Below are 21555 nucleotides of genomic sequence, written 5' to 3'. Positions count from 1 at the left end.
TGGTTGGCGGACGCGCTGATTGCGTGGGCTATGCGGCGGATTTCCGCTCTGTCGTCCATGGTTGACTGGAACGGAAGAGGACGCTACCCCAAACGAACAGCAGCGGGAAGAGTTCGAGGGTGTAACGGGGTTCCGAGTTGTCGAGTGTGAGCAGGAGTGCGCAACGCAGAACGACAAAGCCAACCATGGCGGCGGCGAGCGTGGCGTGTGGGCTCCATCCGTGTCTTCGCCAGAGCCAGAGGCCGATGCCGCCAAGGATGAAGTAGGCGAGATTGAGCGCGGCGGAAGCGTAGGCGAGGAGAGTCTTGGCACGGTATTCGTGCCAGTTCCACCAGTCGAGGCCGATCTGCATCATCTCGGGACGCGGGCGGAAGAGCATGTTGGCGAGGCGGGCTACGGGGAGAACAATATAGTAGCGCAGGGAGCTGGCCTGAATGCGCTGCTGGGCGAGGACTTCGAAGCGTTGATCGAAGGCCGGGGTGGCGTTGTCCTTCTGGTTGTAGTCGGAGAGGAGACCGGCAGTCTCGGCGTATTGATCGTCGGAGTCGAAGGCTCGGGTGGGGAGATCGCTGATGCGGAGATCGGTGCTGTCGTAGTTCCAGTAGACCTGCTCGGTGTCGGCGAAGTCGATGGCCCAGGTACGGTACCAGTGTTGAAAGCCTTTGGGGATGGACTCGCCGGGGTCCGTGGCGCTGCGGGGAGCTAGGGGCTGAAGTACGTGGAAGGTGCGATAGTTCCTGATGGTCCAGGGCGCGAGCGGGAGGAGGATGCAGATTGCGGCGACGATGACTGGGCGGAGTTTACTTAGGAAAAGAGTGCGCTCAGACTGTTGCCAAGCGATCCAGATCATCGCAGGGATAACGGTTGCGGGAAGGAGGCCTTGCTCTGGTCTCAGTAGAACGGAGTAGGCCATGGCGGCAGCGATCATCCAGAGCCAGCGGTTGTAGCCGGCGCCTGCGGATCGCCAGCGTTCGAGGCTATAGAACGTGAGGGCGATGGTGAAGAGGGTGGGGGTTTCGGTGAGCGGCGCTGCGGCGTAGATCGCGGTGAAAGGACATATGGCGGATAGCCATAGCGCGGCCAGTGCAGCGCGTCGTCCGAAGAGCCTGCCTGAGAGTGCAGAGAGCAATATGCAGGTGAAGAGGTCGATTGCTGACTGCAGATACAGGATGGGGTGGTAGCGGTCGAAGCCGAAGATACGAAAGCAGGCCGCGAGGAACATCGGGTAGCCCGGGAGGCGAATCAGGGTTGGGCGGGGACCGTTTGGGCCGACGCTGAAGCCGTAAACGTCGAATTTCAACCAGTTTCGGGCGATGCCTCCGTAGATAAGTGTGTCGCCTTCGATGCGGCTCGCATGGGCCACATACCAGAGGCGCAGTGCGAGCCCTGCCGCGAGGGGGAGTGCAACCCACAGAGCTGTCCTCAGCTTTCCCTTGGTCATGTCTTTTGCATCATACTGCTGGAGCGCGCAGATATTGGTTGGTCGCGTTGACTCGGGGGTTTCGCCTGCATACGATGAGACATACCGCATGCGCAGAGTCGCCATTACTCCTCAATGAATAGACAGGTCTTCTACGATCCACAACGCAAGCGCTGGAAGCGGCTGCGCAGAATCTTTGACGTGCTCGCCCTTCTGGGATTAGTGCTAGGGACTGTCTTCGTGATTGGCCTGATGCGGATGAAGCCGTTGCCGGAGCTGTTTCTGCGTGCGCAGAAACGAAACTATCGGGCGCTGGCGAACCAGACTACGCCGCTGTTGAAGCCGGGACAGAAGCTGCATCGGTCTGCTCACCGAAAGACCGATGTGAAACCGGGCGATGTTCCCCTGAACTCGGGCGAAGGTCTGCGGGCGGCTTATTACGTGGAAGACGACCCGGCGAGTTACTCCTCGTTGAAACAACATATTTCCCAGGTCGACCTGCTGTTTCCAGAGTGGCTGCATGTGGTTACGACGAATGGCGAGGTGGTCTCTTATACGCAGGACAATCGCGCATATGACGTTGTAGATAAGGCGGGTGTACACCAGGTCGATCGCGAGGGCAAAGTTGAGCGAACGGTATCTGCCAACCATGTGAACCTGGATATCTTTCCGCTCGTGAACAACTATGACCCGCGGAGACAGATTTGGGCGCCGGAGGTTTCAGGATTTCTAAGCAACGACGCGGCACGCGCATCTTTCGTTCAACAGATTCACAACTTCCTGGCAGGAAATCCGACCTATCGCGGGCTGTCACTCGATTTTGAAGAGATTCCGACGAGCGCGCAGCCTGGGTTCAGGGCCTTGATTGCGGCGTTATATGACGACTTTCGTCCCCGCAATCTAAGGCTCTACGTGAACACGCCGGTGGGGGATGACGACTGGGATTTGAAGTTCATGGCAGACCACTCCGATGGTCTGCTATTGATGAACTATGACGAGCACGAGACTGATAGCGCACCGGGACCGATTGCCTCGCAGGACTGGTTTATCGACAACCTGAAGAACGTGTTGAAGACCGTTCCGAAGGAGAAGATTATCTGCGCGTTGGGCAATTATGGCTACGACTGGATCACGGCGTTGCCTCCAGAGGAGCGGGCGGTTAGGAAGGGCACGAAAAAATCGGTTGCGAAGAAGGCTGTTTCGGAAAAAGTAATCGCTGCCCACGATCTTTCGACACAGGATGCGTGGCAGGCCGCGGAGGACTCCGGATCAGAGATCGATCTCGACGACGACTCGATGAACGTTCATTTCGCCTACGACGACGAAGATGCTCGTGTTCGTCATCAAGTGTGGTTCCTTGATGCTGCAACGATTTTGAACCAGATGCGGGCAGCTCGTTCGCTGGGAATACAGACGTACGCGTTGTGGCGGCTCGGGCAGGAAGACAACTCGATGTGGAAGATCTGGGACCATCCGTTGCAGGTGGACCCGGTGAAGGAGTTGGCGCAGGTTGAGCCTGGATACGACGTCGATACAGAGGGTCAGGGGGACATTCTTCGTGTCACGCGCAAGCCGCAAACTGGCGAGCGCGTGGTGACGCTGGATGATGACGACACGGTGCCGCTGGAGTACCGGATGGTGACGCAAGAGTCGATGTCCTCGTATCCGCTCTCGTATACGGTAGAGCAGTACGGCTATCACGATAAGCAGGTGGCGCTAAGCTTCGACGACGGTCCTGATCCGGAGTGGACGCCGAAGATTCTGGACATCCTGAAGAAGTACAACGTGAAGGGTACGTTCTTCATGATTGGCGAAGTCGCCGAGGACTACGTCGGTGTGATGCAGCGGGTCTTTCGCGAGGGTCATGAGATCGGCAATCACACGTGGTCTCATCCGGACATCAGCGAAATCTCGAACCGGCAGGTGGATCTTGAGTTGAACCTGACCGAACGGCTGTTCGGATCGAAGCTCGGGGTGCAGCCGCTTTATTTTCGGCCGCCGTACTCGATCGACCAGGAGCCGGATACGAACGACCAGGCTGCTCCAGTGGAGAGGATTCAGGGCCTGGGTTATGTGATCGTCGGCAACAAGATCGATACCAACGATTGGGACGAACATCCGCGCAAGTCTCCACAGGAGATTACTGAGAGCGTCTTTCAGCAGATTGAGGACATGAAGACGAAGCCGTGGAATCGCGGCTCGGTGATTCTGCTGCACGATGGTGGTGGGGACCGCTCTGCCACTATTGAGGCGCTGCCGGTGCTAATTGAGGCGCTGAAGGCGCGGGGTTATGAGATCGTTCCTGTGTCGGAGCTGGTGGGCAAGACGCGCGCTGAGGTGATGCCGGAGTTGACGCCGCATCAACGGTGGCAGGCGCGGGCTGATTCGCTGACGTTCTTCTTCTACAGCTTCTTCCACTATTTTGTGGTGGGTGTGTTCTTTGTCGGCGATGTTCTGATGAGTGCGCGGCTGATCATTATCGGCGTCTTTGCAATCATCGATCGATTCCGCAAGAGGAAGAACTTTGCGATGCCGGAGTATCAGCCGCGGGTTGCGGTGCTGATTCCTGCTTACAACGAAGAGAAGGTTATCGTGCGGACGATCCGCTCGGTGATGATGTCGACGTATAAAAACATTCGCATCATCGTGATTGATGACGGCTCGAAGGACAACACGTTTGACGTGGCACGCGAGGCGTATCCGGCGGACATTGCGTCGGGCCGGCTGACAGTGATGAGCAAGCCGAACGGGGGCAAGGCGGATGCTCTGAACTATGCACTGGAGCGGATCGACGAAGAGCTGTACGTCGGCATCGATGCGGATGGCGTGATTGCGCATGATGCGATTGCGAGGCTGGTGCCGCACTTTGCTAACCCGAGTATCGGGGCAGTGGCGGGCAATGCGAAGGTCGGCAACCGGGTGAATCTGTGGACTCGGTGGCAGGCGCTTGAGTACATCACTAGCCAGAACTTCGAACGGCGCGCGCTGGATTTATTCGATGTTGTCATGGTGGTTCCTGGCGCGATTGGCGCGTGGCGGACCGCGCCGGTGAAGGCTGGCGGAGGGTATCACTCGAATACCGTTGCCGAGGATGCCGACCTGACCATGAACCTGCTGGAGCAGGGATACTGTGTGATCTACGAGGACCAGGCGCTCGCCTTTACCGAGGCTCCTGTGAATGCGGATGGGTTGATTCGGCAGAGGTTCCGGTGGTCTTTCGGGATTCTGCAGGCGATCTATAAGCACAAGGGCGCGATCAGCAAACACCGAGCGATGGGGTTGTTTGCGCTGCCGAATATTTTGATCTTCCAGATCATTCTGCCGCTGGTGTCGCCGTTGATCGACCTGATGTTCGTGCTTGGGATCTTTCACTACATCATCGATAAACACTTTCATCCGGAGACAGCATCGGCGGATAGTCTTTACAAGTTGCTCGCCTTCTTCGCTGCGTTTTTGATCGTTGATTTTGCGGCATCGGCGCTTGCTTTTGCGCTGGAACGGAAGCATCCGGCGAGCAAAGGCGACGGGTGGCTGCTGTTCCACATCTGGATTCAGCGGTTTACCTATCGGCAGCTGTTTTCGGTTGTGTTGTTCAAGACGGTGAAACGTGCGATCGACGGCAAACCGTTCAACTGGGACAAGCTGGAGCGGACCGCGCAGATGTCGAAGGCGACCGAGAAGCTTACTGAGGGCGCTTAGCTGATTGGTGGGCTCGATCAAACGCAGCGTGCGGTGCATCCAATAGAAGACGCACTGTAATTTCTCTACTTCACGAGCGACGAGGGAGTATGACTCGCGCTAGAATCGACGCGTTATGGCTACTATGAACCTTACCCACTCCGCCCCGGCAACCTTGCCGAAGATACCATTTTCCAATGAGCCGTTTGTTGACTTTTCGACGGCTGAAAACAAGCGAAAGATGCAGGAGGCGCTGGCGCGGGTTGAGAGCGAACTCGGCCGCGAGTACGAAATTGTCATCGGTGGCACGCGGTTTAAGACCGAGGGTAAGATCGTCTCGAAGAACCCGGCACGCCCGGCACAGGTGATTGGGATTCATCAGCGGGCAGCTGCTGCGCATGTTCCAAGCGCGATGAAGGCCGCGCAGACGGCGTTTCTGACGTGGAGCAAGGTGCCTGTGGAAGAGCGTGCCGCGCTGCTGTTTCGTGCAGCGGCGTTGATTCGCGAACGCAGCTTTGAGTTTTGCGCGTGGCTAACGCTCGAGGTGGGCAAAAACTGGGGCGAGGCGGATGCCGATGTGGGCGAGACCATCGACTTCTTGGAGTTTTACGGGCGCGAGGCGCTACGGTTGGCAGAGGCGAAGACGCCGATTCAGTTTCCCGGTGAGCGGAACCAGTTGCGCTACATTCCGCTGGGTGTGGGTGCGGTGATTCCGCCGTGGAACTTCCCTTTTGCGATTATGGCGGGAATGACGGCAGCGTCGATTGTGACCGGAAATACGGTGATTTTGAAGCCGTCTGTCGATGCACCTACGATTGCGGCTAAGTTTTTTGAACTGCTCGAAGAAGTGGGGCTACCGGATGGCGTTGTGAACCTTTGTCCGGGCGAGGGACCAGAGTTTGGGAGCGAGGTTGTCGCGCATCCGCAGACTCGGTTTATTGCGTTTACCGGGTCGAAGGCAGTGGGGCTGGAGATTCATGAGCGTGCCGCAAAGACAATGCCAGGGCAGGTATTTATCAAGCGGACGATCCTTGAGATGGGCGGGAAGGACTCGATCATCGTTGAGGCAGACAGCGATCTGGATGCTGCAGTGGATGGAGTTGTTGCGAGCGCGTTTGGATTCAATGGGCAGAAGTGCTCGGCTTGTTCGCGGGCGATTGTTGCGGCGGATATCTATGATGTCTTCTGCGACCGGCTGCAGGAGCGCGTGGCGAAGATCAAGACGGGTGACCCGGCAGAGAATGTTTATACCGGGCCAGTGATCAGCGAGAAGGCCTACCGGAAGACGCTCGATTACATCGAGATCGGCAGGAAAGAAGGCACCGTGCTGAACGGCGGGCATGCGATTGAGACGCCTGAGGGTGGATACTACATTGCCCCGACCGTGATTGCGGATGTGGCTCCTACGGCTCGGATCGCGCTCGAAGAGATCTTTGGACCGGTGCTGGCAGTGATCAAGTCGAAGAGCTTCGACGATGCGCTGACGATTGCGAATAATACGGAGTATGGGCTTACGGGGGCAATCTACACAGGCTCAAGGGAGAAGCTGGATCGGGCGCGTGAGGAGTTCAATGTGGGCAATTTGTACTTCAACCGGAAGTGCACAGGCGCGATGGTGGGGGCTCATCCGTTCGGTGGTTTCAATATGAGCGGAACCGATTCGAAGGCGGGTGGTCCTGATTATCTGCTCCTGTTCACGCAGGCCAAGAGCATCGCGGAGAAGATTGGACATGCGAGCCCGGCGCAGGAAAAGCAGTCTGAGCAGATGGGTATGTAGAGACGGGGGCCTTCGACCTGTGAGAAGGAAATCCACCCGTGAGACCACATCCGGTTAGACCGCGACTACTCCCGCTGTCCGCACTGTGGCGCGGTGTACGGAACCGAGTTTGGTCTGTGCCTTGGTCATGGCGGGTCCCGATGATATCGCCCGCCATGTGGTTGCAGTGAGTGTGCCGCACAAACCTGTGGATTATAGTTCTCTATGGAGAGATCGCATGAAAGCAGCAAGCATAGTAGCACTGGCCCTCGTTCTCGTCGTGTCCCCGATTCATGCGAAGGACAAACTTGCTCCGCTCCCGGCCAGCGTGATGGCTGCAAAAACCGTGTACATTGACAATCAAACGGGGCACGCAGAGATTGCAGACCGAGCCTACGATGCATTAAGTAAGTGGGGGCGATTCAAAATCTTGAAGGACGCAAAGGACGCCGATTTGGTCCTTCGGTTCACAGCAAACACCAATGGCAGGCCCACCCCACCAGGCAATGATATAGACGTATCACCTACCCCCGTAGTTTTTTCTGTACGCGACCAAGCTAATAATGAACTCTGGTCTGTATCTAAGAACAAGCCTCTTCATAGTCAAACGCGCCTAGATATTGATGAGTTCAAAAGGCGAATTGAAGAACAAGAAAAAGGCAACTAGGCTCTGCAAAGCCTACTGCTACAACTTGACGCTGTTCTGCTGATTATCCTGCGGCTGTCAGGCTGATTTCATTTGGATCAGGTGTCCGGCCTTGGCGGCGGCCTCGGCCAACACGCGGTGGTGGATGGTGAAAAGGGCGAGTTCGAGCCGGTCGGACACCCCTGATTTGTCGTAGATGCTCCGGAGGTAGTTCTTGATGACCTGCTCCTTGGTACCGAGTTGCTGCGCGATGTCCTTGTTTTTGCAGCCCTGAACGATCAGCGCGACGATCTGCATCTCCTTGGGGGTCAAGCGGTCGCGGACGCGGGTGCCGACGCTGTCCGAGGTTTGCATGGTAGTGACGTTCGCGCGCTGCACAAAGCGCTGGCCACGGGCGACGCGGCGAATGCAATCGATCAAGACACTTCCGCCGACGTTGCGATGAAGGATTCCGTCGAAGAGCGCGGCTACCTCCTCGGGCACAAGTTCGGAGTTTTCGGCCACCAGAACGGTGCGGCTGCCTGCGGCCTGGGTGCGGGCGAAGAGATCCTTCAGTTCGAGACGCAGACTGGAGGAGAGCAGCACGACCGAGCCGCGCAGGCCATCGACTGCGACGAAGAGCTTCGGCACGTCTTCACAGTGGGCAACGATCCGCATGTCTTCCTCGAGCGACAGCGTTCTGGCCGCGCCTGCGCGGAAGATCGCCTGGTTATCAGCGAGAATAATTCGGTTCATAAGTGTCGTGGTCTCCTGCCGGCAGCAAACGTCGCAATCGCCCTGGCTATTCCCTTATCGGTGGACTGCAACGGAGACGAGGTAATGTCTACAATTCGGACAGCTTTTGGCTGTCGATGCCACTTTTGCGGCAGAAATCGAGCTTGGCCGGCCATAACTTTCTGAACCTTGCGGGCATTTGAGCTAATCGAATTGTACGTGGGGTGTCTCGAACCTCGTCTTCGAAGTATAAAGGGATATGCCTAAGCCAATTTTGCTAGCTATCGACGACGACACCAGCGTACTGGAAGCGGTTGTCCAGGACCTGCGTCGGCACTACGGCCAGGACTACCGCATCGTCCGTGCCGCGTCCGGCGGTGCTGCCCTGGATATCTGCCGCCAACTCAAGGAGCGGAAGGATATCGTCGCGCTCTTTCTCTCGGACCAGCGTATGCCGGGAATGACCGGGGTCGACTTTCTTCAGCAAGCCTTGTGCATCTATCCCAACGCCAAGCGTGTTTTGCTGACCGCGTATGCGGATACCGAAGCGGCCATTCGCGCCATCAATTCGGCCAAGATCCATTACTACCTGAATAAGCCCTGGGACCCGCCGGAAGAGAAGCTTTACCCGGTGCTGGACGACCTTCTGGAGAGCTGGAAGGAAGGGTACAGACCTCCGTTTGAAGGAATCCGGGTGGTGGGCGTCCGGTGGTCGGCGATGGACCACGCCGTTCGAGACTTCCTCTCGCGCAACCGCATTCCCTACCAGTGGTTGAACCCGGAGACAAATCCGGATGCGCTGGCGTTGCTGAAGGACAAAGGCATCGACGATACCAAGCTGCCGGTCATTCTGTTTGGAGACGGCACCGCGCTGGTGCAGCCTACTTCAACCGAGATGGCCAACAAGGTGGGTCTGCGCACGCAGGCGCAGCAGGAGTTCTATGACGTGGTCGTAGTAGGCGCGGGGCCTGCTGGGCTCGCGGCGGGCGTGTATGGGGCCTCTGAGGGGCTTCGGACGCTGGTGATCGAGGCTGCAGCGCCTGGTGGGCAGGCCGGTTCGAGCTCGAAGATTGAGAACTATCTTGGCTTTCCCGAGGGACTGAGCGGGTCTGAGCTGGCAAAACGGGCTTATCTCCAGGCCAATCGGCTGGGAGCGGAGTTTCTTACCCAGACGGTGTCCTGCATTCGGTCGGAGAACCAGTACCGCGTTGTGACGATGGCGGATGGGCAGGAGGTTACGTGCCATGTCTGCCTGCTGGCTACCGGGGTCGACTACTGCAAACTGGATGTGCCGGGAGCCGATAAGCTGAGCGGGGCCGGCGTTTACTACGGCGCGGCGTTGACCGAGGCGATGTCGTGCAAGGAAGAGATTGTGTACATCGTCGGCGGGGCGAACTCAGCAGGACAAGCGGCTATGCATTTCTCAAGGTATGCCGATCATGTTCACATGCTGGTGCGCGGGAAGTCGCTCGAAAGCAGTATGTCGAAATATCTGATCGACCAGATTGAGGCGACACCGAACATCACCGTCGAAACCGGCACGGAGGTTATCGGGATGGGCGGAGATACTCACCTTGAGTGTCTGACGCTGAGGACGCCGCGTGGGGAAGAGGCCCGGCAGGCCAGTTCCCTGTTCATCTTTATCGGCGCGGCTCCGAAGACCGATTGGATGCCGGCGGAGCTTTGCCGCGACAGCAAGGGATTTATCCTCGCCGGTCCGGACCTGAAGACGCAATCGCCCAAGTCGTGGAAGCTGGAGCGCGATCCGTACCTGCTCGAGACGAGCGTTCCCGGCATCTTTGTCGCCGGCGATGTACGATTCAACTCGGTCAAACGATGCGCCTCCGCCGTCGGCGAGGGTTCCATCGCAATTCAGTTTGTGCACCAATATCTGGCAACACTTTGAAAGGCAACTTAACCAATAACCCGATGAGCGAACAAACCCAAATCGTCCAAAGTCGTGTCGTGGAAAACCTAAATGATGAACTGCTTGCGCTGCTGCGCAAGGTTCCCATTCTGTCGTCGTTGCGAGATGACGAACTGCATTGTCTGGATGGAGTACGGGACTTCCATGTCGACAGGGGCGAGGTTGTTACGCGACAGGGCGAACTGGCGCACTCTTTTTGGATATTGCTTGACGGCGAGCTTCGGGTCCATCAAAAGACTGCCGAACAGAACGAATTCACACTTGCCAAGATTGAAAAGGGCAGCGCTTTTGGCGAGATGGCGCTCTTGAGCAACGTTCCAAACTCCGGGAGCGTTGAGGCGATGGAGCCGAGCCATTTGCTCGAGCTGAACGAAGACCAGTTCTGGAATTTGATGACCAGCTGCCCCCAGGTCCGTAAAGCGATTCTTGGCAACATGGCATATCGTTTCCAAAAGCTGCAGAGCACCCAGGTGCAACAGGAGAAGATGGCTTCGCTGGGCACGCTCGCCGCGGGCCTGATGCATGAACTCAATAATCCCGGTGCGGCGGCCCGCCGTGCGGCTTCGCAGCTGCGGGAAAACCTTATGCGGTTGCATGAGATCTCTCTCAAGTTCAAAGAGCGTGACTTCACCAAAGATCAGAAGGAATGCATGTTCGACATGCAGAAACAGGCGCTGGCGCCGAAGCAGCCCATGATGATGAACTCTCTCGACCAGAGCGATGCCGAGGAGGCGCTGGCCGAGTGGATGGAGTCGGCAAACATCGAGAACGCATGGAAGATGGCTCCGACACTGGTTTCAATCGGGATGACTGCAGCGGAGCTTGAACGCGTGAAGAATGACTTCGAGGGTGCGTCGCTGGGCGAGGCGTTGAATTGGCTGGAGGCAATGGCTTCGAGTATGCAGCTGGTCGGCACCATCGAGGAGAGCATCGGGCGGGTGACGGATCTGGTGTATGCGGTCAAGTCGTACGCCTACGAAGGCAAAGGGCAGAAGCAGACGATCGACATCAACAACAGCATTCATGCGACGCTGGTCATTCTCGGGCACAAACTGCGCGAGAAAGAGATTGTGCTTGAAAAGAATTTTGCGCCGGATCTTCCTCCGCTGCATAGCGAGTGCACTGGGCTGAACCAGATCTGGACGAATCTGCTGGATAACGCGATTGATGCTGTGCCGCAGCACGGCCGTATCAGCGTGCATACCTGGGCGGAAAACTCGAAGGCCGATGCAAAGAATCCGCATATGGATCTCTGCATTAGCGTGAGCGATAACGGTTCGGGCATCCCGCTTGAGAGTCAGGAGCACATCTTCGATCCGTTCTATACGACCAAGCCTGTTGGAGTCGGTACCGGGATAGGTCTCGGCATCGTGCAGCGCATTGTTGATCAGTACAACGGCGTCATCCGGTTCACTTCCGAACCCGGGAGTACGGAGTTTGTCGTGCGCCTGCCCAGCGATAGCTAATAAAAAAGATCGAGCGGCGCAAGACTATCGATGATGACAACATTTTTCGTCGATTAGCGTTTACTCCTTCAATCGCATCCCGATTTTGAGGGCGCGAATGAAATAGCGAGGACGCTATGAAGCTCTCTTATCTTGCATTGCCTGTTGCTGCCGCGGCTTGTCTTTTCACGGCCGGATGTGCGTCACACACCGCCTACTATGCTTCGCCACCGCCCCCACCACCGCCTGGTTACAACAGTGTTCCTCCATTGATCGCAAAGGCTGATCATGAAGGATTTCGCGCCGGGACAGAAGACGGCGCACGCGACTTGTATAACGGCTTCGGATACCATCCACAGCACGATCGTAAGTTTCATGGCACACGGGGCTACGACGCCGCTCTAGGGCCTTATGGGCCGTACCGCGATGCGTTCAGGAGAGCGTATGTGCGCGGCTACGATCAGGGATTCCGGCGCGGCTAGACGCGTTTGGCGGTGGTCCTCTGCATCGTATGATCGATGCAGGAGACCACCGTGACGCTGACGCCTTTTCACATTGCCTTTCCAGTCGACGATCTAGACGCCGCTCGCACGTTTTATGGAACGACCCTCGGTTGCCCGGAGGGGCGCAGTTCGGCGCAGTGGATCGACTTCGATCTCTTCGGCCACCAGATCGTCGCGCATCTGAAACCTGGCTCCTCGAACGGTAAGGCTCACCATAATGCTGTCGATGGACACGATGTTCCGGTCCCTCACTTCGGCGTGGTACTCCCAATGGAGACTTGGCAGACGCTGGCTGAGCGGCTTCGAAGTGCTCGCGTTGAGTTTGTGATCGAGCCATACATCCGCTTTAAAGGCGAGGTGGGCGAGCAGGCGACGATGTTCTTTCTCGATCCTGCGGGGAATGCGCTTGAGTTCAAGGCGTTCGCCGATATCGGCCAGCTCTTTGCGAAGTGATCGCCCCCATGGCATCGTGAGATATGAGAGCGAGGACATGCTGGATCTCCTCGAAAATGCTCAAAACCCCTTACCTATATCGTTTTAGTTCGTATAGACTTCCAGTGACTCGTAAGCAGGCGATTTATTGTTTCGGGAGCAAGTCGAAGTCAGCTTGAAGGAGCATGGATGTCATTTTGGCAACAGTTCAAAAGATTTAGTGCCTTGTCGATTGTGGTTGGATTTGCTGTGGTGTCCTTTGGTTCTTTGCCAGCACACGCCCAGGCCAAACCGGATACCTCGAAGATGCCGTGGATGAATAAGGCACTCTCGCCGGATGAGCGCGCCGATCTTGTAGTCCACGAGATGACCCTTGATGAAAAGATCCAGATGGTTCACGGAACAGGTTGGGGTGTTCTGCGTCCGCCAGATCCCGTTCCTGCTAAATCGAACTTCGCCGCGGGATACATGGAAGGCATCGAGCGGCTCGGCATTCCCGGAATCGATCTTGCGGATTCGGCTGTGGGTGCTCGCATGGCGGCTTATCAGTCACGCTATGCGACGCTGCTGCCGTCGACGCTTGGCGCAGCCTCGAGCTGGGATCCGGACTCAGCCTTTCTCTATGGCTCTGTAATTGGCCGCGAACTGCGCGCGTGGGGCACGAATATGTCGATTGGCGGCGGCGTGAATATTACGCGAGAGCCGCGCAACGGCCGCAACTTCGAGTACGCCGGAGAAGACCCGATCCTTGCCGGGACGTTGACGGGCAATCTCGAGAAGGGCGTCTTCTCGCAGCATGTGATGAGCGATATCAAGCACTATGCGTTGAACGATCAGGAGACAGGGCGCACCGTCGTCAATGCTTTGCTCGACAAGAAGGCGTTGCGCGAGTCGGACATGCTCGCCTTCGAGGTTTCCATTGCGATTGCGGAACCTTCGGCTGTGATGTGCTCCTACAATCTATACGAGGGCGACCATGCTTGCGAGAACGATTATCTGCTCAACGAAGTATTGAAGAAGGACTTCAAGTTCAAGGGCTGGGTGGTGTCGGATTGGGGTGCGACCCACAGTACCGTGAAGTCCGCGCTGAATGGGCTCGATCAGGAGATGCCTGGCGATGAGAACTACTTCAACGCACCGCTGAAGAAGGCAGTCGAAGGCGGACAGGTTCCGACGGCGCGCCTCGACGACATGGTTCATCGTATTTTGCGGAGCATGTTTGCGGCGGGAGTAGTCGATGATCCTCCGGTTCGAACTGTGGTTGATCCGTTCCGTGGACGCGACAACGCCCAACATATTGCTGAAGAGAGCATTGTGCTGCTGAAAAACTCGGACCATATCCTTCCACTGAAGGCCTCTGCTTCGAACTCGATTGCGATCATTGGCTCGCATGCGGATGTTGGCGTTCTCTCGGGCGGCGGATCGGCGCAGGTGGATGCACCGGGCGGTAACGCTGCGGATCCGAAGGCCGGTGGCTCAGGTTGGACCGAGCACATCTACTTCCCTTCTTCCCCGCTCAAAAATTTTCAAGCCCATTCGCCGCACGCGTCCGTTCGCTATGCAAACGGTGCTGATGTGGCTGCGGCCGCACAGCTCGCGAAGTCTTCTGCTGTGGCTATCGTCTTTGTGAACCAGCCGATGCAGGAGGGGATGGATGCTGTGACCTTGTCGCTGCCGGATAATCAAGACGCGCTTGTCGAAGCAGTTTCCAAAGCAAACCCGAACACCATTGTCGTGATTGAAAACGGCGGCCCGGTCAGTATGCCTTGGATTCAGCAGGTAAAGGGCGTTGTCGAGATGTGGTATCCGGGCATCGGCGGGGCGCAGGCACTGGCAAACATTCTCTTTGGCGACGTGAATCCTTCGGGCAAGCTTCCAGTCACGTTCGCGAAGGATGAAAGCCAGCTACCGCACCCGGTGGTACCGGGACTTGAGGGAGTGCCGCCGGGTCCGAACCAAGAGCACAAGGTCGCTCCGTTCGATGTGAATTACAACAGCGAAGGCGCAAGGGTTGGGTACAAGTGGTTCGAGTCGACGAACAAGCAGCCGCTGTTTCCTTTTGGCTTCGGCTTGTCTTACACCACCTACGTGTACTCCGGCCTTACTGTGGATGACGCCAAACGAACGGTTCACTTTACCGTTCGCAACACCGGCAAGCAGGAAGGCACCGAGATCGCTCAGGTCTACGTCGCTCTGCCTGCAGCCGCAAAAGAAAACTATAAGCGGCTGGCGGCATGGCAGCGTGTGAAACTGGCCCCCGGCGAATCGAAGGAAGTTACACTGCCGCTGCATCCGCTCTCGCTTACGGTCTTCAACACAGATCAAAATGGGTGGCAGCTGCTTTCCGGCGAGTACAACGTGACAGCGGGGCCGTCGTCCAGCGATACTCCGCTCAAGGCGACGCTGCACGTTCAGTAGGCATCGGCCCCTGAGTCTGTTGATCGCAGCTCAGGGGCTCATAGATCCGAGTAAACTTTACTGAGATCTATGCCTGCTCGACTCATCATCAATGCGGACGACTTCGGCCTCACCCAGGGAGTCAACCGCGCCATCGCAGAGCTTCACCGGGCCAAAGCCCTCACTTCTGCCACGCTGATGGCGACCGGCGCGGCGTTCGACGACGCTGTCGCGCATGCTCACGCTAACCCTGCTCTTGGCGTCGGCTGCCACGTTACTCTCACCGACGGCACTCCTGTTTCGCCACCGCAGAGTATTCCTACACTGATGAGCGCCGATCGCAAAACCTTTCGCCCTTCGCTGGGCGGCTTTGTGCAGATGCTCGTCCGTGGCAAGATCAGCGAAGATGAGATTGAACGAGAGGCGCTTGCGCAAGTCGAGAAGTTGCGGAGCGCTGGCATCCATATCACTCACCTGGATACACACAAACACACGCATCTCTTCCCTGCTGTGTCGCGACCACTCCTGCGTGTCGCCGAGCGCTGTTCGATCGGTGCGATTCGCAATCCGTTCGAGCGACCATGGAGTCTCGCTCTAGGGCACGGCAACCGGCTTCGCCGCCTTCAGGTGAAGCTGCTCGGCAATTTTCAGCATAGGTTCGAGAGCCAGGTACAGATCCGCGATGCACGAGTGCTCACCACGGACGGAACGATTGGCATTTCCGCGACCGGCCATCTTGACGCTCCCACTCTGCGCCAACTTCTCCATGCGCTGCCTGCGGAAGGGACCTTCGAGCTTTGCTGTCACCCTGGCTACAACGATGGTGATCTGGATCGCGTCACCACTCGACTCCGGACTCATCGCGATGTCGAACGGAAGGCGCTGCTCACCGAACTTCCTGCATGGTCTTTGCAACCAAACGCGCCGCAGCTCATCAACTATGGGGACCTTGGCGCTTAGCAGTATCTTTGTGTGGTAACTGTGAAGAGGCGAGGGAGTCTTACAGGAACTCTGTTTCGTCCAATACCCGAAGCAACGCACGCAACTCCAAAGTATGGGAAGACTATGAAGATTGGCATCACATGTTATCCCACATACGGCGGCAGCGGCGTCGTCGCTACCGAGCTTGGCATTGAGCTCGCTGCCCGAGGCCACGAGATTCACTTCATTACGTACTCTCAGCCCTTTCGCCTGAGTGGACGCGAATCGAACATTCACTTTCACGAGGTCGCGGTTTCAAACTATCCGTTGTTTGAACACCCGCCATACGACCTTGCGCTGGCAACTCGCATGGCGGAGGTGGCTGAGTTCTATTCGCTGAATCTTTTGCATGTTCACTATGCAATTCCTCATTCTGTCAGCGCTCTGCTAGCCCGCCAGATGCTCGCCACGCGTGGAATTCATCTTCCCTTCATCACTACGCTTCATGGCACCGACATCACACTGGTTGGTCTTGACCGGTCGTATCTGCCTATTACGAAGTTCGGCATTGAGGAGTCTGACGGCGTCACGAGCATCTCGAGCTACCTCCGCGATCGCACTCGCGATGCCTTCGCTATCACTTCCGAGATTGAGGTTATCCGGAACTTCGTCAACTGCGATGTTTACTTCCGCGATCCAGAACTGGTGGCCAAGATGCGTCCACGCTTCGCAGAGTCGAATGAACGGCTCCTGGTTCATCTGTCAAATTTTCGGCCGGTCAAGCGCATTCAGGACGTAGTGAAGGTCTTTGCACGCGTCGCCAAGGCGATGCCGGCGCGCCTGATGCTAATTGGCGATGGCCCTGACCGTAGTGTCGCCGAGTATCTGGCGAGGGAGTATGACGTGCAGGATCGCATTCATTTCATCGGCAAGCAGGATAACGTCAACGAGCTGCTGCCGTTGGCCGATCTGATGCTGATGCCGAGCGAGATGGAGTCGTTCGGGCTGGCCGCACTCGAAGCTATGGCTTGCAGTGTTCCAACTATTGGCACACTCGTTGGCGGCGTGCCCGAACTCATCGAGGATGGCCACAATGGCCTTCTCTTCAAGGTGGGCGACGTTGATTCCATGTCCACCGCTGCGATTGCGTTGCTGGGAGATCAACAACGCCTTGAAGCAATGGCGCGAGCGGGCCGAAAAACTGCGCAGGATCACTTCTGCGCCTCACGAGTCATTCCACTCTATGAGGATTATTACGACCGCGTCATTGCACGAACTGCATCATCGACCATGTGACTGATTGCCTGACCGGCTGCGGCGCCGAGGGGTCCCCAGGTCTCTGCTCCGGCGTCGAGAATCGGCATCAGTAGCGTGACTTTCGTTCCCCGGCCCGGACGGCTGTTAATCTCCACCGTCGCGAGATTGCCGTACAGCACCTGCATGCGCTCCCGGACGTTCCGTACCCCGATTCCATTCCCTGAACGCACCAGCCCGCTCACCGAAGAAACGTCGATCCGTTCAGGTGCTATTCCGACGCCGTCGTCTTCTACCTCCACCAGCAGGCGCCCTTGATCGGTGATGCGGCTGCGCAGGGTGACCGTACCGCCGCTGATTCGCGGCTCGAGACCGTGCTTGATGCTGTTTTCAATCAGCGGCTGCAGGAGCATCCCCGGCACCACAATGTCGAGAGTGTTGTCGGCGATCTCTTTGATGACCTTAAGTTTTTCGCCAAACCGCACCACCTCGATATCCAGGTAGTCGTCGGTGAAACGGAGCTCCTCACGAAGCGGAAGGAAGGCCTCCCGGTCTTTTAGCAGCACACGCAGGATGTTGGCGAGTTTGACGATCATCTCTCGCGCAAGCTCAGGCTGGGAACGAACCAGCGAGGTGATCGAGTTGAGCGTGTTGAACAGGAAGTGCGGATTGATCTGACGCTGGAGGGCGTCGAGTCGTGCCTCGAGCAACAGCCTCCCCTGCTCTTCCAGTTTTCTTTCGACTCGAACTGCGTTCCAGATCTTGAGCGGAATTCCGACGACAATCGGCGCAGTGGCGCAGATCAGCAGTTGCACCCACCACTCTCTCGAGTTGAGTTCGAAGAAGTATCTGGGGAAGTAGTGCGACAGCGCGCTGGTTGCGAGTTGCATGCCAGCCACCAGGAGCAACAAGAGAATCTGGCGATCGAGCTGCGGCCGGCGCAGATTTCGCGTCACCCATCGGTAGATGCTCAGGTCGATCATGGGCGAGAACGACCACACGTCTTCCGGGTCGGCGAAGCGGCCGAAGGCTCCAAAGATCGCGGCAATCGAAAGGTTGACCGGAAGAGCCCAATATTCATGGTGGAGCACCGCCGGGATCGCCAGCGTTGCCCCGCCAGCCATCGCGGCCAGGGGTCCGACCAGAATTCCCAGAAGAATCGTGGTCTCGAAGGATAAGTCGGCCGCCAGAAAGTTCGGCACCATGGTCCGAACCAAAACCCCCAGGGTCAGTGGAGCGCAGATGATGATGACCAGCCACACTGTCTGCCGAGGAGTTCGGCGCTCCAAAAGGAGAAGATTCTTGAAGCTTCTGGACCGCGCCAACGAACTCGAAACCGCCGCGGCGACGCCGAGTTCTATCAGCAACGTAATCAGAATCAGCTTGGGATCGGGCTGGGTCACATCATTACTTTACGCCGGTCCAGCAACTTCGCATCCAATAGGCTGGTTATGCAATCTAATCGGCATGAAGCAGGAAACGTATAATCAAGAGATGCCGTTCGCCAGTGTGACCAAAATAGCCGACGCCGAATTTCCCACCCGTTGGGGACAGTTCCGTATTCTTGGCTTTGAAGGCGTCATCGAAAACCCCGCTGCATGCAACGACAACATTCCGCCACCAGCCGTACGGGTGGAGGGAGCTGTTGCTTTGGTAATGGGGGACATTCACTCGGCACCTCCGCTTGTACGGATTCACTCGCAGTGCCTCACCGGAGACGTCTTCCACTCCTTACGCTGCGATTGCCGGCAACAGCTCGAACTTGCCATGGCCCTGATCACCGACGAAGGCAACGGCATTCTGCTCTACGAACAGCAGGAGGGACGCGGCATTGGTCTGATGGCCAAATTGCGCGCATATGAGCTCCAGGATAAGGGTCTGGACACCATCGAAGCGAATCTCGAACTTGGTTACGAAGCCGACTGCCGGCACTTCGAGCTGCCTGCACAAATCCTCAAGCAACTGGGTGTCAACGAGGTGCGGCTCATCACGAACAACCCTGAGAAAGTAGAAGCATTGGAAGTTGCCGGAATCAAGGTGGTTGAGCGCATCTCCGCCGAGGTGCCAAGCGAACCGACCAATGAGCGTTACCTGCAGACCAAGCGCGAGAAGATGGGCCACCTCGTCAACTAGCTCAACCTCGAAACACGGCTGATTGAGGGTGGTGATTCATCCAATCGAACCAGTAGTCTTTGTGCGAGTCGATTTTCACTAAGCAACGTCCTGCGAGCTTTCCCTCTACCGCGCATCCCTGAAAGTTCCAGATGCTGCCGGTCTCGACGTCGCTCATTCCCTGATCGGCTGCGCCTCTGGCAAAGGTCAGGGGCTCATTCTCAAGCTTTCCTTCGAAGACCCTAATCGATGCTTGATCAGGCCCGACCACTACTAGGAGTGGCAGATCTCCGACCCGGTCCTGAATCAATTTTGTCCGGAGGATTGCTTCAATCGGATAGGCTTTGCTCTGGTCCGCGACAATGATCCCAAGCATCAGCTCATGCGGGCCTATTCCGGATTTTGTCGTGTCCACCACCGTTGGTGTCCTCGCGACATGTTTCTCCCAGTCTTTTGGGTCGTACTCCGCCGCATACAGAGCATCCGATTTCAGTACCTGGCCGTTTCGCTGCTCGCTCTTCCATAAAGCGAAGCTTAGCTCGTCGCTATGAACCAGCTTCAGTTGCTGACCCTTCAACGGGCCGAAGATTGCCTCGCCCGTGCTTTGCTGCCAGATGCTATTTGTCTGTTCGTCTCTCAACAGAGCGTTTCCGTTGTTGATTCCCGCCAGGCGAAAGTGCAGCAGCTTCCCTTCGACGATGCGACTCCACACCAGCCCTGTGTGGCATAAGGTGCAATACGTCACGGCGATCGGGGTCCCGCCCACTGTGTCGTTCACAATATGGTGATAGCCCATGGTTCGTATCGGATAAGCCCGCGCCTCGGTTCCCACCCTGACCGCCAGCACCTTGTCATCCGAATCGATCGGCGCTTCAGCCGCACTCTCGAAAGAGGGTGAGTCGTACGGATGGAACATCTTTTCGAAGATGTTGACGTGCGTGAGAATCGCACCGGCGAAGGCCACCATAAACAGGCTAGCAATCGCAACTCGAGCTCCCAGCTTCGCCGTCTTCCACACTCTCAACATCACCAGCAGAACTGCCCCGGCGCAGAAGCCCGCCAGCCATGGGCCAGCGTGACGAACGGTCAGAGCGATCTCGAGTTCCCGCGCACCCTGCGGGCGAAACGGGCGAATCACAAACATCGGAATCATCACACACGCGGCTGAAATGGCGGCAAACACTGACGCCAATGCGAGAAAATATCCGGTCTTGCTCCTTACAACTTGAATCTCCTGCGTCTCTGGCATGTTCTTCCTCGCAGCGATTCAACGCGACCAGGTGGGGCGAGTCAACCATGCAAATGGGCGAGCTTTCGTTCCACCTATGGGATGATCTCGATCGTTATTTTAGAGAGCCTGCGGATCATTCCGCCCGCAAACCCATTACGACCTTCGCCGTAGTGACAGCCTGCCCGACGTGTCGCTGCGTATGCTCTGCGCAGTGAACGAGCAGGCCGCCGACTGTACTCGGCAACATCGCACGGCCGACACCGCACGGCTCTTCGTAACTCTGCCGCGAAATCATCAATACTCGCCGTCGCGATTCGCCCAATCCGGCTTGCACCTCGGCCAAGACTACCTCTGCAAAAGCGCCGTTCTCCATCTCACTGGCGAGCGCGTCCATCTGGTCCCCGCTCAAGGTCCTTCCCTCTGCGTAGGTCAGCAGGCGGTCGAGGCTTCGCGCTATATGCCGGAGATGAAACGCTACGGGCGCGATTCCGAATGGTCGTGCATTCATTCCCACATCGCTCAATCCGGCGCACCATCGCTCGATGTCCTCGGCCGCGAGTTCAAAGGCGTGCAGCACCTGTCGTCGCAGCGCGTCCACCTCGGTCAGCGTCCCTCGCAGCCATGGCTCAACCATCAACTCCCCTCCTGTCGCTCTACGCGAAAGCCGTAGCAGCCGGCACTCCCATCGCGAACCATCACATAACGCACCAGCGGATCCTGCATCATCTTTTCGATGGTTGTCTCCTGCGATCCATCGGTCACCATCTCGCGTCGCCGCACGAGCTGGTCTCGATCATATCCGTCGAGTACCGCGCCGAACCGCAACAACTCGGAGGGATACCCTTTCTCTTCGACGTAACGCTCACACGCCTCTTCGTGAATGAATACCGGCCCTGGCTGCCGTATCGGTGCAACTTCATCGAAGGGATTCAATGTGAACAGAAGCCTTACATCCTGTCCGACCACAAACGGCCGCAGGCAGTGGCGGCAGGGACCATGTCCTGTAGCCACCTTCGCGGTGACCGGATGCCCGTATCCTGGCGACACTCTCGACGTTCTTACCTTCTCCGCCAGCTCGCTCGTAATCGCAATCATCTTCAATTGGCTCATCTCAGCTCC

General features: G+C 57.3%; 17 protein-coding genes. 11 read left to right on the top strand and 6 right to left on the bottom strand.

Annotated features, from left to right (window positions below; translation table 11 throughout):
* Positions 1-28: 28 nt before the first annotated feature.
* The gene (locus tag HDF14_RS23415; protein WP_260698530.1) at positions 29-1546 is read right to left on the bottom strand and encodes a glycosyltransferase family 39 protein; all 1518 of its coding nucleotides are present in this window, start codon (positions 1544-1546) and stop codon (positions 29-31) included.
* 9 nt (positions 1547-1555) lie between these two features.
* Here HDF14_RS23415 and HDF14_RS23410 point away from each other — a divergent pair, with 9 nt between their 5' ends.
* The 3 genes from HDF14_RS23410 to HDF14_RS23400 all read left to right on the top strand — a co-directional run bounded on the left by HDF14_RS23410 (position 1556) and on the right by HDF14_RS23400 (position 7521).
* On the top strand, positions 1556-5119 hold the full coding sequence (locus HDF14_RS23410) for a polysaccharide deacetylase family protein (protein ID WP_183981180.1): 3564 nt from the start codon (positions 1556-1558) through the stop codon (positions 5117-5119).
* A 115-nt stretch (positions 5120-5234) separates the two neighbouring features.
* The gene (gene pruA, locus HDF14_RS23405; RefSeq protein ID WP_183981179.1) at positions 5235-6875 is read left to right on the top strand and encodes an L-glutamate gamma-semialdehyde dehydrogenase; all 1641 of its coding nucleotides are present in this window, start codon (positions 5235-5237) and stop codon (positions 6873-6875) included.
* A 217-nt stretch (positions 6876-7092) separates the two neighbouring features.
* Entirely contained in the window at positions 7093-7521 is a 429-nt protein-coding gene (locus tag HDF14_RS23400; protein ID WP_183981178.1) for a hypothetical protein, read from the top strand.
* Between the two features lie 57 nt (positions 7522-7578).
* Here the strand turns inward: HDF14_RS23400 and HDF14_RS23395 are convergent, their stop codons facing one another.
* Positions 7579-8235, bottom strand: coding sequence for a response regulator transcription factor (locus tag HDF14_RS23395; RefSeq protein WP_183981177.1), 657 nt, complete (start codon positions 8233-8235; stop codon positions 7579-7581).
* Between the two features lie 238 nt (positions 8236-8473).
* On the opposite strand from HDF14_RS23395, the gene HDF14_RS23390 reads away from it, so the two are divergent.
* From HDF14_RS23390 to bshA, 7 genes are all read left to right on the top strand, one after another.
* On the top strand, positions 8474-10120 hold the full coding sequence (locus HDF14_RS23390) for an FAD-dependent oxidoreductase (protein ID WP_183981176.1): 1647 nt from the start codon (positions 8474-8476) through the stop codon (positions 10118-10120).
* 23 nt (positions 10121-10143) lie between these two features.
* Positions 10144-11607, top strand: coding sequence for an ATP-binding protein (locus HDF14_RS23385; RefSeq protein WP_183981175.1), 1464 nt, complete (start codon positions 10144-10146; stop codon positions 11605-11607).
* Positions 11608-11723: 116 nt separating this feature from the next.
* Positions 11724-12068: a hypothetical protein gene (locus tag HDF14_RS23380; protein ID WP_183981174.1), complete on the top strand. Its 345-nt coding sequence runs from the start codon at positions 11724-11726 to the stop codon at positions 12066-12068.
* A gap of 51 nt (positions 12069-12119) precedes the next feature.
* Complete coding sequence (locus HDF14_RS23375) at positions 12120-12542, top strand: VOC family protein (RefSeq protein WP_313899675.1); 423 nt, start codon at positions 12120-12122, stop codon at positions 12540-12542.
* A 168-nt stretch (positions 12543-12710) separates the two neighbouring features.
* On the top strand, positions 12711-14939 hold the full coding sequence (locus HDF14_RS23370; protein WP_183981172.1) for a beta-glucosidase family protein: 2229 nt from the start codon (positions 12711-12713) through the stop codon (positions 14937-14939).
* A gap of 69 nt (positions 14940-15008) precedes the next feature.
* Positions 15009-15878 (top strand): ChbG/HpnK family deacetylase, encoded by an 870-nt coding sequence (locus tag HDF14_RS23365; protein WP_183981171.1) that lies wholly within the window; start codon positions 15009-15011, stop codon positions 15876-15878.
* A 105-nt stretch (positions 15879-15983) separates the two neighbouring features.
* Entirely contained in the window at positions 15984-17135 is a 1152-nt protein-coding gene (gene bshA / locus HDF14_RS23360; protein ID WP_183981170.1) for an N-acetyl-alpha-D-glucosaminyl L-malate synthase BshA, read from the top strand.
* Here the strand turns inward: bshA and HDF14_RS23355 are convergent.
* The gene (locus HDF14_RS23355; protein ID WP_183981169.1) at positions 17093-18496 is read right to left on the bottom strand and encodes a sensor histidine kinase; all 1404 of its coding nucleotides are present in this window, start codon (positions 18494-18496) and stop codon (positions 17093-17095) included. The two genes, bshA and HDF14_RS23355, sit on opposite strands and share 43 nt — an antisense overlap.
* Before the next feature lie 91 nt (positions 18497-18587).
* On the opposite strand from HDF14_RS23355, the gene ribA reads away from it, so the two are divergent.
* Positions 18588-19226, top strand: coding sequence for a GTP cyclohydrolase II (gene ribA / locus HDF14_RS23350; protein WP_183981168.1), 639 nt, complete (start codon positions 18588-18590; stop codon positions 19224-19226).
* Between the two features lies 1 nt (position 19227).
* Here ribA and HDF14_RS23345 read toward each other — a convergent pair whose 3' ends face one another.
* The 3 genes from HDF14_RS23345 to HDF14_RS23335 form a co-directional block, all read right to left on the bottom strand.
* Entirely contained in the window at positions 19228-20454 is a 1227-nt protein-coding gene (locus HDF14_RS23345) for a DUF3179 domain-containing (seleno)protein (protein ID WP_183981167.1), read from the bottom strand.
* Between the two features lie 115 nt (positions 20455-20569).
* The gene (locus HDF14_RS23340; protein ID WP_183981166.1) at positions 20570-21070 is read right to left on the bottom strand and encodes a DinB family protein; all 501 of its coding nucleotides are present in this window, start codon (positions 21068-21070) and stop codon (positions 20570-20572) included.
* Positions 21070-21546: a DUF1203 domain-containing protein gene (locus HDF14_RS23335; protein ID WP_183981165.1), complete on the bottom strand. Its 477-nt coding sequence runs from the start codon at positions 21544-21546 to the stop codon at positions 21070-21072. Before HDF14_RS23335 ends, HDF14_RS23340 begins: the two co-directional genes overlap by 1 nt.
* Positions 21547-21555 lie beyond the last annotated feature (9 nt).

Source organism: Tunturiibacter gelidiferens (genome assembly GCF_014201335.1).
GTDB lineage: Bacteria > Acidobacteriota > Terriglobia > Terriglobales > Acidobacteriaceae > Edaphobacter > Edaphobacter lichenicola_E.
The sequence above is the reverse complement of the archived record's forward strand: the minus strand, read 5'-3'. Positions and strand labels throughout refer to the sequence as shown.